Origin of the sequence: Aeoliella sp. (genome assembly GCF_965227375.1) — a bacterium.
Lineage (GTDB): Bacteria > Planctomycetota > Planctomycetia > Pirellulales > Lacipirellulaceae > Aeoliella.
The window spans coordinates 2,580,941-2,595,554 of record NZ_CBDDFX010000002.1 but is presented as its reverse complement, the minus strand read 5'-3'; the positions used below and the strand labels follow the sequence as shown (position 1 = coordinate 2,595,554).

Here is a 14,614-nt window from a genome sequence, read left to right as displayed (position 1 = left end):
CCAACTTCTAAACGGTGGCTGATTTCCTCGTCATGACCAATGCGGCCACGGTACCCACCAGGACAACGGTTATTGCTCCGACGACAATCGTCATATGTTCGTGTAGCGGATTCCGCAGCAGAGAAGACAACGAGACTAGGTTTGCCTTCTCCAGTTGCGGCAGCGAGAGCCAAAGGATCACTAGCAAGCCAGCAGCCACACCGATCAGACCCGCAGTTCGCGTGGCCCGCTTGCTAACGACACCTAGCAGGAAGATGCCCAGTAATGCTCCAGAGAATATGCCTGACAACGTCCACCAGGCATCCAATACGCTTTCGGTGCCAATCAGAGCCAGGGCCACGGCCACTCCGGCCGCGCCCATGGCTGCGGTGGCCGCGTAGAGCACGACCATCGACTCGCGTTCTCCACAATCGGGGCGGAGGTAACGTTTGTAGATATCCAGCAGGGTTACTGTGGCGGAACTGTTGAGCGAAGTGTCGATGCTGCTCATGGCCGCGGCAAAGATTGCGGCAATCAATATCCCGGTAGCGCCCGTGGGTAGCTGGTCCACGATGAAATGCGGCAGTACGCTGTCGCCCACCGCGGCGTCGGTCATCACAGGAACCTGTTCCCCGGCGTCCACCGCCCGCTGGGCCACTTGGGCTTCGACTTCGGCAAGCATCTTCGGGTGGGTTTGGTAGTAGGCGTAGGCGGTTGAACCAATGGCAAAGAAGGCTGCAGAGACCGGTAGGTAGAGCAGGGCCCCGAGCCACACGCTTCGCGCGGCCTGCCTTTCTGTTGGCGATGCGTGGTATCGCTGAACGTAACTCTGATCGACGCCGAAGTTCTTGAGGTTCTCGAACAAACCATACAACAACGGTACCCAGAAAGTCGACGTGGTGAGATCAAACGAAATACTGCCGAGCGATAATTTGTCGTTTTCCCTGGCGATTTGCACCGCTTGTCCAGGTCCTTCCGGCATACCAAAGAGCATGAGCAGTAGAAGAATGGCCGCGCCCACTGTCAGCACTATCGATTGAATGACGTCGGTCCAGATTACCGCTTCGATTCCTCCGAGCGCCGTGTATACGGTGACCAACGCGCCGGCGGTGATGATGATTGCTGGTTGCGACCATCCCGTGAGGGCTGACAGGACCAATGACACGGCGAACAGGATGGCACCCACGCGAACAAGCTGGATCAGTATGTAGCATGCCACGCCGTAGGTGCGGGCCCAAGGGCCGAATCGCTTCTCCAGGTGATCGTAGGCAGAGATCGAACCGCTGTTGCGATGCAGCGGAACAAACCAGCGGACCGCAATCCAAGCTGCCAGTGGTAGGGATAGTGAGAACGCGAATGCGTTCCAGTTGGCGCCATAGGCTTTACCAGGTACGCCGAGGAACGTGTTGCTGGATAGGTAAGTGCCGAAGATCGAAAGCCCCACGGCCCAGCCTGGTAGACGCCCGCCTGCGGCCATGAAACCACTGGTGGTCCGGCTCCGCTGGACGAACCAGCATCCCAGCCCGAATACGCCAAGCAGATACCCGGCTATGACGAGAAGGTCGACGATCGGCAGATTCACGGCGCCTCCTCTATGCCATCGGGCCACTGAAGGTCGACGATGGGTTCGGATCGCAGTCGCTGTGGATCGATCACCACGTGCTTGATTCGCTCGCGCCGCCATGTATAGGTGACATGGACCAAGCCATCCGAGGTTTGGATAACGGCTGGATAGGAAAAGCCTGCAGGTGCGTCGGGATTGTCTTCCAGCACCAATGCAGCGTTCCATTGCAGTCCGTCTCGCGACAAGGCGATATTCAGGGGGCTACGGACCTTATAGGTAGGACTGTGGTTGTAGACCAGCAACTGCTGGCCGTTGGCCAGCGTAACCGCGTCGGTTCCTGAACTGGGATTGGGAAGGCCTAGCTTGGTCACTTCGCCCCAGGTCTCCCCTCCGTCCTCGGACCAAACCTGGAACATTCCGCTGGCGCGCGTCCGACCAATGGCTTGGAGCTTCTGTGGTCCGTAGGCAAGAACACTAGGTTGAATCGCCTTGATGTGTTCTGGATCGTTCAGTGGCGAACTGCGACGCCAAGTATTGCCGAGGTCGGCGGTGTACTCGAAATGCAATCGCCATCCCTGGTCCTCCGTGCTCGAAGGGCACAGCAGCACGCCGTCAGCAAGTTCAATCGGTTTGTTCTTGATGGGCCCCATGATTCCCGGCGGCAAGCGTGTGGGTTCTGACCATGTCTTGCCGTTGTCATCGGACTTCATCAACATGCCCCACCAGTCACGTGGTGTAGGACCTACTTTATAGAACAGCAGCAACGGTCCTTCGGCTGCCTGAAACAAAACAGGATTCCAAGTTGGAAAGCGTTCTTCGTCGGTGATCCCATTAGCCACTTCGACGGGGGCGGTCCAACCTTGGGGTGTCATTCTGGAAACCCAAATTCCAACATCGGGATGCCGTTCGTGCGTGCCACCGAACCACGCCGCAATTAGACCCTCCGGTGTTTCTGCCAAGGTCGAAGCGTGGCAAGAAGGAAACGGCGCATCGGTGTAGATGAACTCGCTAGCGACAACTGCGCTGTTGTTAACCGTTTCAGCGGGCGCTAAGGAGGGCAGGACGAGTACGAGAGTCCACCCGAAGGCAACAAAGAACGGCAGCGCGCATGAAGTCGGTTGGCCGAATCGAATGGAACGCGATAAGAGCATCAAGTTACCTGTGCGCAGCGAAGTGCAATGCGGGAGAGAACACGCGTCTCTTCAGCATAACAGCCATTATGTAACGAGCAGGCGCGCGGTCCGACCTGAATTGAGACAGTTACTATAAGCGTGGCTGCCTACAAGGGAGAAACGTCCCATTTGGCATATCATCACCCCTCTGACCAAAAGGAATAGTTCCACATTTGAGGTGTCGGAAAATAGGTGCGGAGGGAGTTTGCGTAGACTGGACCGGCCAGTTCGCAAGTTACCCCTGTGTTGCAAGCAAAGGCGCTGTGATTGCAAAAACTGTGCGACCTAAATTCATTGACTGTAAGGGTTTAGTGGTGTCCAATGGGGTGAAGATCCACTGGGATTCCAGTGGGATCGTAAGGCGATCCAAGCTGCGGCTTTCCCGGTTTCCGGAGGTTGGGCTTGTCTTTTCCAGAACTATTCGACCCATCCATACACTTTCGCTGAATCGACTTTTGAGTGCTTGTGCTCGAGCCGACCCACGGCAGAAGTGGCTATCACCATGAAGAACAGGCAAAGCCATTCGCAGCTCGCCTATGCGGCGATTCGCGAGCGAATTACCTCCGGAGAACTCGCTTCAGGGGCAATGGTATCTGAGGCCGCGATTGCCAAAGAGCTTGGACTAAGCCGCACCCCGGTAGGGGAGGCGCTGCGTCGGCTATCACACGAAGGCCTCGTCGACCAGATCCCCCGCTATGGCACGGTGGTCCGCAGTCTATCTCAAGAAGACTTGCGCGAGTTGTTTGAGATCAGGCAGGCGTTGGAGGGAATGGCCGCGGCGAAAGCGGCCGACCGTATCACCGCTGAGGTGCTCGAAGAATTGGAGCTTCTCTGCGTGGCAATCGATACAGAAATAACTTCGGCACAATCAAGTGGTGCCACCGCGCTAGAGGGCGAAGCCCTCAATCGATTCCTGGCAGCCGATATGGCTTTCCACATGCTGATTATCTCTTCGGCGCGAAACCGCAGGTTAGGGGATATTCTCGAGCAGACTCGAAGTATCTCTTCGATGTTCTATGCACGTCGTGGTGTGCACTCCCTCCAGCGAGTGATTGACGCTAACGATTGGCACCGCAAAATTTTAGCGGCTCTGGTAGCGAGAGATTCGGCGCGAGCTTCTGAGTTGGTGATCAACCATATCCAACATTCCTGCGATCAATCGTTGCGAAGTGAAGACAATGGCGATGCACCGATAAACCTCGGAACATTGAACCTGCCGCCTTCGATGCGCATGGCGCTCAAGGCTGTTACCAAGTAATCCTCGTCGCGTGACAGTACGTTTCCATTAGCTTGTGTTGGTGAGTAACAGGTATGACAGCCTTAAATTTTCCCGCTTCTCACGAACTGCTTTCGAGTCTTCCTCGATCCGCATTTGGACTCCAAAGTCGGAAGGCCGCGCCTCGAACGCAGAAGCATCGTGTGGCTGAGCGTGGGCGGCAGTTCTTTAGGTACCTGCCTGTGGCTGCCTGCAATGCGGGGCAAGCCGTCGTGAATGGTGTTGGTATGCGTGAAGTCTTGCCTGGCGAGTCTTACGCGGACGGCAACCACCCGAATCTCTACAACTTCAAGTGGTGTACGGGGCGAGTGCTGCCGGAGTATCAGATTGTCTACATCACCGATGCCCATGGTGAGTTCGAATCGTCTGCAACGGGACTGGTTCGCTTCCACGGCGACGCGCTGCTCTTCCTGTTTCCCGGGGTCTGGCACCGCTATCGCCCTGTGCACGACACTGGCTGGACGGAACGATGGGTGTCGCTGAGTGGTTCCGCGGTCGCGCAGTGCTTGCAAGAAGGTGGTGTCACCTCCCAACGGGCCATCGTCACGCCCAATCACGTAGAGTCGCTGCGACAAGGGTTTGATCGGTTGCTCCGAACCGTACAGCACTCGCCGAGCCAGAATGGCAACGCCGTGGCGGCCGCCGCACTTGGCCCGCTGTGGGATGCGATCAACCAGGCAACGGATTTCCATTTCCACAGCGATGAAGAGAGGGATGATTCCACTCCGCCGGAAGCAAGCGAAATAGAGGATGAAATTGTTCGCGCGGCTATCGAAATCATCTGGAACGATACCCACACACCTCCATTAGCGGTTGCGAATGTGGCGCGACAACTTCCTGTCACCCGTAGGACCCTTGATCGACGCTTTTCGGAGTCGCTTGGGAGGAGTGTTCTTGACGAAATCAACGCTTGTCGATTCGCTCGAGCCAAGCGTTTGCTGCTGGAGACCGATCTGCCTATCAAGACGGTCTCATACTTGTCTGGCTTTCCCAGCCGCGAGCGGATGCGGATCATGTTCATTGAGCGAGAGGGTTTGCCTCCGCGTGATTTCCGCGACCGAGAGCGTGGTTAAGGATATCCAAGTTCCAACGGATCTGGCATTGGTAGCTTTCGGCAAACAGTTGCGATTGAAGACGATGCGAAGCTGTTGCCGTATTGCGACGTTGAGGGCGGTGATGAGTATCGCACGGATAGTCCCTTGTGGCCTCCACACAGCGTTGAGTCCCGCCTACTGCGATCGCACGCTCCTTAGGAGTATGTTGTCGATCCGGCGTTGGAACGCTCTAGGGTGCCTCAACGGCGCGCTATGGGGACCGAAGAACTGCACGCCCCAATTGAATAGTGTCAGCGTTCCGTTGATTTGGCTCGATCGATTTCATTCAGTGCTGCGTTTTCCACATCATGGCCGCCTTTGCTAACCGACGACTCCCTGCTAGCGCTGTTTGCTGGTGCCTTGTGGCATTCGGGGTGTACGTCTGGATGGGGAGCTTGCTCCGCGCGAAAGAGCCGGATGAGACGACCGCTGACCAGCAGCAAGTCTATCTGTTTACCTCTTTTGAGGAACCTGCGACTGCCGGGCTGCGTTTCCTGTGGAGTGGCGATGGTCTCCAATGGAAACGGGTGCCGGGGGTGTTCATGAAGCCCGCTGCCGGGAAAGGCCACTTGATGCGCGACCCCAGCTTGGTGCAGGGGCCGGACGGCACCTATCACTTGGTGTGGACCACCAATTGGCGCGGTGACCTGGGGTTCGGGTACGCGTCGTCAAGCGATCTGGTGCATTGGTCGCCGCAACGGTTCATTCCGGTCATGGAGCACGAACCCAGCACGGTGAACGTCTGGGCGCCAGAGTTGTTCTACGACAGCAAGAGCCAGGACTTCATCATTGCCTGGGCTTCGACCATTCCTGGTCGCTATCCAATCCGCGAGGAACGCGAAGACAACAACCATCGGATGTACTACACACGCACCAAGGACTTCAAGCAGTTCTCGCCGGCGCAATTGTTTTGCGAACCCGGCTTCAGTGTGATCGACGCGGTGATCGTACCTTGGGGCCGCGACGAAGGTCCGGCCTATAAGTTAGTGCTCAAAGACAACACCCGCCCCGTACTTGCACTGCGTGTGGCTGAGGGAGATTCTCCGACCGGGCCGTGGAGGAACGTCACCAAGCCGATCACCGCCTTCAAGACCGAAGGTCCTTCGGTCGCTAAGGTGGGCGACCGTTGGCTGATCTACTTCGACCAGTACGGCGACCACCAATACCGAGCGGTGTCGACAACCGATTTCGAGTCGTTCGAGGACCTGGAGGACGAAGTTCAGTTTCCCCAAGGCCACAAACATGGCACCGTGCTAAAAGTCGAACGTCGGGTGCTCGATGGTCTGCAGAAGGCTGGTAGCGAGCAAGAAGAACATGCCGATTCGAGCGCATTGAATGAAGAAGCTCAAAGCTGCCACGAGCCAGTCCGCTCGTCGATGTGCCCTGGCGGCGGAGATATTGGCATGCGATGGATCCATTCCCTCAGTGGGGTACAGCATCATGGCTAAGATATCCTTGTCCGAGAGCCGTCCTGCGACACTAGGGGTGATCGTCGGTAATCGCGACTTCTTCCCCGATCAATTGATCACCGAAGCTCGCGGCGACATTGCTGCGCTGTTTCAAGAGCTAAACATCACGCCGGTGTGGCTATCGGAAGAGGAGTCGAAGCTGGGCGGCGTGGAAACGCACGCCGAAGCGCGCCGGTGCGCGGGGCTTTTTCGCAGCCGCCGGGACGAGATCGACGGAGTGCTGGTCTGCCTGCCAAACTTCGGGGATGAGAAAGGCGTGGCCGACACGCTTAAACTGGCGGCCCTCGACGTGCCCGTGCTCGTGCAGGGGTATCCTGACGACCTGAATCAGTTGGGCGTGTCGCGGCGTCGCGATGCGTTCTGTGGCAAAATCTCGGTGTGCAACAATCTTGTTCAGGCGGGTATGCCGTTTACGCTTACCGAGAAGCACGTCTCCGCCCCTTCCAGTGACAGCTTTCGTGGCGACTTGGTGAAGTTCGTTGCCGTGTGCCGAGTGGTGAACGGCCTACGCGGCGTGCGCCTGGGGGCCGTTGGTGCGCGCCCCGGGGCGTTTAACACCGTGCGGTACAGCGAGAAGATCCTGGAACGCAACGGCATCAGCGTCACCACGGTGGATCTCTCTGAGTTCATCGCGACCGCCGAGAAGCTCCCGGCCGACGACGGCCGGGTGGCTGCCAAGCTCGACGACATCCAGGGCTACGCACCCGCGCCGGGCGTGCCGCATGAGAAGCTTGTTCAGATGGCTCGCATGGGCGTGGTGCTCGGTGACTGGATGGAAGAGAACGCGCTCGATGCGACGGCCATTCAGTGCTGGACGTCGGTGCAACAAAATATGGGGTGCAACGTCTGTACGCTGATGAGCATGATGAGCGAGCGGTTCATGCCCAGTGCCTGCGAGGTGGACGTGACAGGTACGCTCACCATGTACGCCATGCAACTCGCGTCGTCGACACCAGCGGCCTTGGTCGACTGGAATAACAATTACGGCGACTATGACGACAAGTGCACACTATTCCACTGCGGCAATTGGGCCAAGAGCTTTCTGCCGGACATCGAAATTGCCACGGCGCCTATCCTCGGTAGCACGCTCGGCGAAGAAAACACTTACGGGGCACTCAAGGGCCGCACACCCGAGGGTCCCCTCACCTACGGCCGATTGACCACGGCCGACTGCGATGGTCGCGTCCGCGCCTACGTCGGCCAGGGGCAGCTTACCAACGACCAACTCGATACGTTTGGCACTCGCGCAGTCGCCGAAGTGCCCAACCTGCAAGGACTTTTGAAGCACGTGTGCCGTCAGGGGTTCGAGCATCACGTCGTGATGACTCAGTCGCACACCGCCGCTGTACTCGCGGAAGCCTTCGAAACGTATCTCGATTGGCCCACTTATGTACACGGGGAGTGTTAGCCATCGATGAGCGTTTCAGAGTTCACCAACCATGAACTGCAAGTAAAGAGCCTCGAGTATCGTCGAGACGTGCTGCGCATCATCTACGATGCTGGCGCCGGGCACACTGGTGGCAGCCTGTCGTGCGTTGATATCCTAAACGTGCTCTACAATCGCGTGCTGAACGTTGGTCCGGATAATTGGGCCGACCCGAATCGGGATCGCTACGTGCAGAGTAAAGGGCACTCGGTCGAGGCGCTGTACGTGGTGCTGGCCGATCAGGGGTTCTTTCCGGCCGATCAACTTGCCACGCTTTGTCACGGTGGTTCGCCGTTTGTGGGTCATCCGACTCGGAAGGTGCCGGGCATCGAGATGAACACAGGAGCGCTCGGGCATGGCCTGCCTATTTCGGTTGGCATGGCCCTGGCGGCGAAGTTGGACGAGTCGCCCTACCGAGTTTTCACCCTGCTGGGGGACGGCGAATTGGCCGAAGGCTCCAACTGGGAAGGCGCAATGTGCGCCGCGCACTACGAGCTAGATAATCTCACGGCCATTGTGGATTGCAACACCTTGCAGATTACCGGGCCAACTCGCGACGTCTGCTCGAATGATCCGCTCGACGAGAAATTTGCCAGCTTTGGTTGGAGAGTCGTGGAGGTTAACGGACATTCGATGGAGGCTCTCGCCGATGCACTCCAGAGCCCCACGCCCGGCCAGCCCACCTGCGTGATCGCCCACACCACGAAAGGGCGAGGGGTAAGTTTTATGGAGAATGTCGTTGCCTGGCATCATGGTGTGCCGAGCCAAGAAGAATACGAAAAGGCAATCGAGGAACTGGAGAATCAGCTGCACGAGCTAAAGGGGGTGGCCACATGAGTGCGCCCGCCCCGAGTGTCTACTCGCCTGAAGCTCAGCGGCAGATCGACCGTCTCGGCCTTAAGAAGGGTCGCGCGAATCTCGAAGTTTTTGCCGAAACGCTGCACGCTCTGGCCGAGCAGGATCGCGACGTACTGGCGGTGACCAGCGACTCACGCGGTTCGGGAAAGCTGAAGCCGTTCGGCCAGGCGCTTCCACAGCAGATTGTCGAAGTCGGCATTGCCGAACAGAATCTGGTGGGCGTCGCGGCGGGGCTGGCTTCCGCGGGTAAGAAGGTCTTCGCAGTTTCCCCCGGATGCTTCCTAACCGCTCGTTCGCTGGAGCAAATCAAGAACGACGTGTGTTATTCCGACGTGCCGGTCAACGTGGTCGGCATTAGCGCCGGAGTGAGCTATGGTGCGTTAGGCAGCACGCATCATTCGCTCCACGATTTCGCCGCGCTGCGAGCGATCGCGAATATCACGATCCTCGCGCCCGGCGATAATCGTGAGACCCAGGCCGCCGTGCGTTGGGCGGCGAGCCACGCCAAGCCGGTGTACTTGCGATTCGGCAAAGCCGCAATGTACGACCTGAGCGATTCGGCGGCTCCAGTTGATCCCCGTCAAGCGGTGGTGCTTCGCGAAGGATCCGACGTGGCGCTCATCGGCACCGGCGAGGCGACGATTCATTGCTTGCTGGCCGCGGCACAGCTAGAGGAAGAAGGCATCGACGCTCGTGTGCTGAGCGTGCCGAGCGTGAAGCCCCTGGATGCGGAGGCCGTTCTGGCGGCAGGGCGCGAATGTCGTGCGGTGGTCACCGCTGAGGAGCATTCGGTCCATGGCGGACTTGGTGAGGCTTGTGCCGCCACGCTGTTGTCCGCGGGAGTCACGCCAGCATTCCGCATCGTCGCCATCCCGGACGAAGACACCTACACCGGCAGCCAGGCCGATATCTTCGTTCACTATGGGATCTCGATGGAGGGCATTGCTAGTCAGGCGCGCGAGGCGCTGGCGGCAGAAGGGGCCACCCTATGAGCCTGCTAGTTGCCATCGACCAGAGCACTTCGGCAACCAAGGCGATCCTGTTCGATTCGCAAGCGACCGTACTCGACTCGACATCCTGCGAGCACCGCCAACACTATCCGCAACCGGGCTGGGTGGAGCATGACGCGGAGGAGATCTGGCAGAACCTGCTGACGTGCACCCGGGAACTCTGCAGCCGCAACTCAGACAAGCTTGCTCAGGTGCGAGGCGTCGTGATCACCAACCAGAGGGAGACATTCGTCGCCTTCGATCGTGCCACCGGCAGGCCGCTCGCCAATGCGGTAGTGTGGCAGTGCCGCCGCGGCGACAGCGTTTGCGAGGAATTCCGTCAGGCGGGGCACGAGCAGCGAGTGACGGAGAAGACCGGGCTGCGGATCGATTCCTACTTCTCTGGCGCCAAAATCACATGGCTGATGCGAGAGCGGCCCGATATCGCTGAGGCCGCCCGGCAGGGCGACGCATGCGTATCGACCATCGACGCGTACTTGGTGCATCGCCTCACTGGAGGGCAAACGTACGCCAGTGATCCAACCAACGCCAGTCGGACGTTACTGTACGACATCGACAAGCGAAGTTGGGATCGCGAGTTGTGCGATCTGTTTGAGTTGCCGATTGAATCGCTTCCCGAAGTCCGCGAGAACACGAGCACGTTTGGCGAAACCGACCTGGGTGGCGCGCTGCCGGCACGTGTGCCAATCTGCGGGGTGATGGGCGACTCGCAGGCCTCGTTGTTCGCTCAGCGGTGCTTTTCTCCGGGCGATGCCAAGGCCACTTTCGGCACCGGCACCTCGGTGTTGTTGAACATCGGCGATCTGCAGATGCCCGACTGCGGCGCCGTGGCGGCGCTGGCGTGGGTGGTGAATGGTAAGCCGACCTACGCCTGGGAAGGGCTCATCAACTACTCGGCAGCGACGATCGCCTGGTTGCGAGATCAACTCGGCTTGATCGAGTCTCCGGAACAGGCGGAGCAACTCGCGCGGATGGTCGACAGCAGCGGGGGAGTCTACTTGATTCCCGCCTTCTCGGGGCTGAGTGCTCCCTACTGGCAGCCCGACGCCAGGGCGGCTATTGTTGGAATGACCGCTTACACCGGGCGCGAGCACCTGTGCCGCGCTGCGCTCGAGTCGATTGCGTTTCAGGTCCGCGATGTAATGGAGATGCTGGCCAAGAGCGGCGTGCGGCCCGCTTCGCTCTGCGTCGACGGTGGCCCGACTCGCAATCAGTTGCTCATGCAGATGGTGGCGGACATCGCCCAAGTGGAACTAGTTTCTGCGTCCTCACCTCACTTTTCGGCGCTCGGCGCAGCGATGGCTTGCATGCTTGGCTTGGGAATGGTCGACTCGATGGAGTCGCTGCGGCAATTACCGCGGGACGCGACCGTGTTCAAGCCACAGATGAAGTCCGATCAGCTAAGCAAACTGGTCGATGGCTGGCATGTGGCCGTCGAGCGAGTGCTGCGTTAAAGCAACCCAGCGGCTCGCCCGCTCCTTAGTCCTACTCTCACCCGTTTATGTCTCGCCTAACAGCCACGTACTTGGTCGAAACTCCGATGCCGGTGGAGGATGCGGCTGCGCAATTGGCTGGCGAGCAGTCTTCCGGCACATTCGTCTCTGTGCCGGGTGAATCGGACGAGCTCAAACAACGTTTCGCCGCTCGAGTGGAACGAATCGAACCGTTGGAGGTTGTTGACCAGCCAAGCCTACCTGGAGGCCGGCCCGGCGAGCAGTACAAGCGGGTTAGAATTAGCGTGAGTTGGTCCGTAGAGAATTTCGGCGCGAACTTGCCAGCCATTGCCTCCACGGTGGGCGGGAACCTCTACGAGCTACGCTGTTTTACGGGGCTTAAGCTAGTTGACCTCCGCTTTCCTGACGAGTTGTTGGCGCCTTACCCAGGCCCCAGCCATGGCGTCGAAGGATGTCGCGAGCTTACTGGAGTCGCCGACCGTCCCTTGATCGGCACAATCATCAAGCCAAGCGTGGGACTCTCCCCGACAGAAACCGCGCACCTGATCGAACCAATCGTGGCCGCGGGAGTCGACTTCATCAAAGACGACGAATTGATGGCCAACCCGCCGCACTCGCCGTTCGAGAAGCGACTGGCCGCGCTCATGCACGTGGTGAATCGGCACGCCGATCGGAACGGCAAGCGCGTGATGCTCGCCATGAACGTCACGGACGAACTCGACGCCATGCTGCGGCACTACGACATGCTTGTCGAATCGGGCGGCACCTGTGCGATGGTCAGTATCAACAGCGTCGGGCTGGTGGCCGTAAAGAAGCTGTGCGAGCATGGCGACCTCGCTATTCACGCTCACCGCAACGGCTGGGGAATGATGACGCGCTGCCCCATGCTCGGCGTCGAGTTTCCTGCCTACGCCAAATTGTGGCGATTAGCCGGTGTCGACCAGTTGCACGTAAACGGAATCGACAACAAGTTCTGGGAGTCCGACGACTCGGTGGTTCGATCGATCGCTGCCTGCGGGGAGTCGCTTGGAGAGCTTCGGCCGCTGTTGCCGGTCGTTTCGTCAGGGCAGTGGGGCGGGCAAGCGTTCGAGACCTATCGCCTCACGAATACGACTGACCTGCTGTACATGGCGGGCGGAGGCATCATGGCTCACCCCGGCGGACCTGCGGCAGGTGTGGTGGCGATTCAGCAGGCATGGCAGGCGGCCGTCGGCGGGTTGTCGCTCGTCGAAGCGGCCAGCACCTATACGGAGTTCCGTCAATCGGTGGAGAAGTTTGGCGGCCCGGACCTTCAGCAACAGATCGCCGGGGGCAGTGCATGACTTCCTCCACCGGCCCTAACTTGCGATTGGCCTACTACGCAGACGACCTCACCGGCGCGACCGACGCCATGGAGCGGCTCGAACTGGCAGGCGTGCCGACTGCGCTATTTCTCCGTCCACCAACTATCGAAACGTTGGCCAATTATCCCGGTATCGAAGCCGTTGGCGTCGCCGGAGCCACCAGGGCGATGCCGACCGATCAACTCGAAGCGGAAGTTCGACCTGCGCTTGCGTCCTTGCGGAATCTGAGAGCTCCGCACGTTCACTACAAGGTCTGCTCAACGTTCGACTCCTCTCCGGCTGTAGGAAACATCGGCCGTGTGATCGACGTGGCCGCCGAGGTGTTCAGTGGGCCCTTCATCCCAGTGGTCGTCGGTACCCCGACGCTAGGAAGGTGGTGTGTGTTCGGCAATCTGTTCGCCTCGATGGGCATCGGCGCCCATGGCCCAGCCTTCCGGCTCGATCGACATCCCTCGATAAGCCAGCATCCGACAACACCGGCAGACGAATCCGACCTGCGACTCCACCTGGCGAAGCAAACCGACAAGCAGATCGGCCTTATCGACATACGCACCCTCGATCAGTCCACCGAGGACGCCGCCTCGGAATTGGAGCGACTCGTGAACGACGAGGGCAACCAAGTCGTGCTGTTCGATACACTCTCCGAGGAACACTTCGGAATGATCGGCGCCTTGGTCGAGCCGTTGGGCACACCCGATGAACCGTTGTTTTGGGTGGGTTCATCGGCAGCCGAGTCAGTGCTCACTGCGGAGTGGAACGCGACAGGTAGAATCACCCAGCGCGATCGGAAGAAGGACGCGAGTATTCAAGGGCCAGTGCTCGTGCTTGCGGGTAGCTGCTCGCCGGTCACCGCCGGGCAGGTGGCAGCCGCTCAAGCGGCCGGCATGGAGAAACTGACGCTTACGGTCGAGCAACTCAATTCTGGCGATGGTTGGGTCGCGGAGGTTGCGCGGCAGGTGGTCGACTGCATGGCGGCATCGCAATCGGTAATTGTAGCCACCGAAGCCAAGACCGAAGGCAGCGAGCTTTCAGCGGAGCTACTCGGGCGATGTTATGGCAGGCTATGTCAACTGGTACTCCAGCAATCGCGGCCCGATCTGCTGGTGATCGCGGGGGGAGACACGTCGAGCCACACTGCCAGATCGCTGCCGATCGAGTGCCTTGAGATGGCAGCTACTTTGACCACTGGTGCACCAGTGTGCCGAGTTGCGTCGCCGGAGCCATGGCTCGATGGCCTCAAGATCGTTCTAAAAGGTGGCCAGGTTGGTCAGCCTGAGTTTCTGGCGAACCTGATGACGAAAGAGAGAGTACAGGCATGAACAAACTGGGGCTGATCCATACTTCGGCTACACTGGTGCCGGTGTTCGCGGAGCTTTGCGAGGAGCTTCTGCCCGACGTGGCTGTGTTCAATATCGCCGACGACAGCCTGATCAAGGACGTCATCGCCGCGGGCCGACTCACGCCGAGTGTCTCCCGCCGCGTGGCGTCGCAGGTGATCGCGGCCAGCGAAGCGGGTGCGGATCACATTCTGGTAACGTGCTCGTCGATTGGCGACGCCGTGGAGCGCGCCGCCACGCTGGTTGAGACGCCAGTCTTGCGAGTCGACCAGCCTATGGCCGATCTGGCGGTGCAGAGCGGCGAGCGAATCGGTGTAGCGGCCACATTGCCGACGACGCTCCAGCCGACGGCATCGCTGATCGAGCGTCGCGCGAGCATTGCCGGAAAGCGGATTCAGCTCACGGCCAAACTGTGCGAAGGGGCATTCGAAGCGTTGATGTCTGGCGACAGCCAGCGGCACGACGTCATGGTCGCCGAGGCGCTTTCCAAGCTGGCCGAGGAGAACGACGTTGTCGTTCTGGCCCAGGCCTCCATGGCCCGAGTGGTACAGCAGTTGGGGGAGCTGAGTACGCCGATCCTCTCCAGTCCTCGGTTGGCGGTTGCCTACCTAGCGGAGCATTGCCGGGGATAG

12 protein-coding genes are annotated in these 14,614 nt (G+C 59.5%); 10 read left to right on the top strand and 2 right to left on the bottom strand.

Annotated elements, in window-relative coordinates; all coding sequences use genetic code 11:
• Window positions 1–7: 7 nt before the first annotated feature.
• Window positions 8–1,561 carry a sodium:solute symporter gene (locus ACQK2L_RS23175; RefSeq protein WP_425399429.1) on the bottom strand — a complete coding sequence of 518 codons (1,554 nt, stop codon included), beginning with the start codon at window positions 1,559–1,561 and terminating at the stop codon, window positions 8–10.
• Complete coding sequence (locus ACQK2L_RS23170) at window positions 1,558–2,694, bottom strand: sialidase family protein (protein ID WP_425399428.1); 1,137 nt, start codon at window positions 2,692–2,694, stop codon at window positions 1,558–1,560. Before ACQK2L_RS23170 ends, ACQK2L_RS23175 begins: the two co-directional genes overlap by 4 nt.
• 523 nt (window positions 2,695–3,217) lie before the next feature.
• On the opposite strand from ACQK2L_RS23170, the gene ACQK2L_RS23165 reads away from it, so the two are divergent.
• From ACQK2L_RS23165 to ACQK2L_RS23120, 10 genes are all read left to right on the top strand, one after another.
• On the top strand, window positions 3,218–3,973 hold the full coding sequence (locus ACQK2L_RS23165) for a GntR family transcriptional regulator (RefSeq protein WP_425399427.1): 756 nt from the start codon (window positions 3,218–3,220) through the stop codon (window positions 3,971–3,973).
• Between the two features lie 245 nt (window positions 3,974–4,218).
• Window positions 4,219–5,064 carry a helix-turn-helix domain-containing protein gene (locus ACQK2L_RS23160; protein ID WP_425399426.1) on the top strand — a complete coding sequence of 282 codons (846 nt, stop codon included), beginning with the start codon at window positions 4,219–4,221 and terminating at the stop codon, window positions 5,062–5,064.
• A gap of 329 nt (window positions 5,065–5,393) precedes the next feature.
• On the top strand, window positions 5,394–6,533 hold the full coding sequence (locus ACQK2L_RS23155; RefSeq protein ID WP_425399425.1) for a glycoside hydrolase family 43 protein: 1,140 nt from the start codon (window positions 5,394–5,396) through the stop codon (window positions 6,531–6,533).
• A complete protein-coding gene (locus tag ACQK2L_RS23150; RefSeq protein WP_425399424.1) occupies window positions 6,526–7,962 on the top strand; it encodes an L-fucose/L-arabinose isomerase family protein in 1,437 nt (478 codons plus the stop codon). The genes ACQK2L_RS23155 and ACQK2L_RS23150 overlap by 8 nt, the downstream gene beginning before the upstream one ends.
• A 6-nt stretch (window positions 7,963–7,968) precedes the next feature.
• On the top strand, window positions 7,969–8,817 hold the full coding sequence (locus ACQK2L_RS23145) for a transketolase (protein WP_425399423.1): 849 nt from the start codon (window positions 7,969–7,971) through the stop codon (window positions 8,815–8,817).
• Complete coding sequence (locus ACQK2L_RS23140; RefSeq protein WP_425399422.1) at window positions 8,814–9,830, top strand: transketolase family protein; 1,017 nt, start codon at window positions 8,814–8,816, stop codon at window positions 9,828–9,830. The genes ACQK2L_RS23145 and ACQK2L_RS23140 overlap by 4 nt, the downstream gene beginning before the upstream one ends.
• The gene (locus ACQK2L_RS23135) at window positions 9,827–11,302 is read left to right on the top strand and encodes an FGGY family carbohydrate kinase (RefSeq protein WP_425399421.1); all 1,476 of its coding nucleotides are present in this window, start codon (window positions 9,827–9,829) and stop codon (window positions 11,300–11,302) included. The genes ACQK2L_RS23140 and ACQK2L_RS23135 overlap by 4 nt, the downstream gene beginning before the upstream one ends.
• A gap of 47 nt (window positions 11,303–11,349) precedes the next feature.
• A complete protein-coding gene (locus tag ACQK2L_RS23130; protein WP_425399420.1) occupies window positions 11,350–12,624 on the top strand; it encodes a ribulose-bisphosphate carboxylase large subunit family protein in 1,275 nt (424 codons plus the stop codon).
• Window positions 12,621–13,964 carry a four-carbon acid sugar kinase family protein gene (locus ACQK2L_RS23125; RefSeq protein WP_425399419.1) on the top strand — a complete coding sequence of 448 codons (1,344 nt, stop codon included), beginning with the start codon at window positions 12,621–12,623 and terminating at the stop codon, window positions 13,962–13,964. Before ACQK2L_RS23130 ends, ACQK2L_RS23125 begins: the two co-directional genes overlap by 4 nt.
• Window positions 13,961–14,614, top strand: a complete 654-nt coding sequence (locus ACQK2L_RS23120) for an aspartate/glutamate racemase family protein (RefSeq protein WP_425399418.1) — start codon at window positions 13,961–13,963, stop codon at window positions 14,612–14,614. Before ACQK2L_RS23125 ends, ACQK2L_RS23120 begins: the two co-directional genes overlap by 4 nt.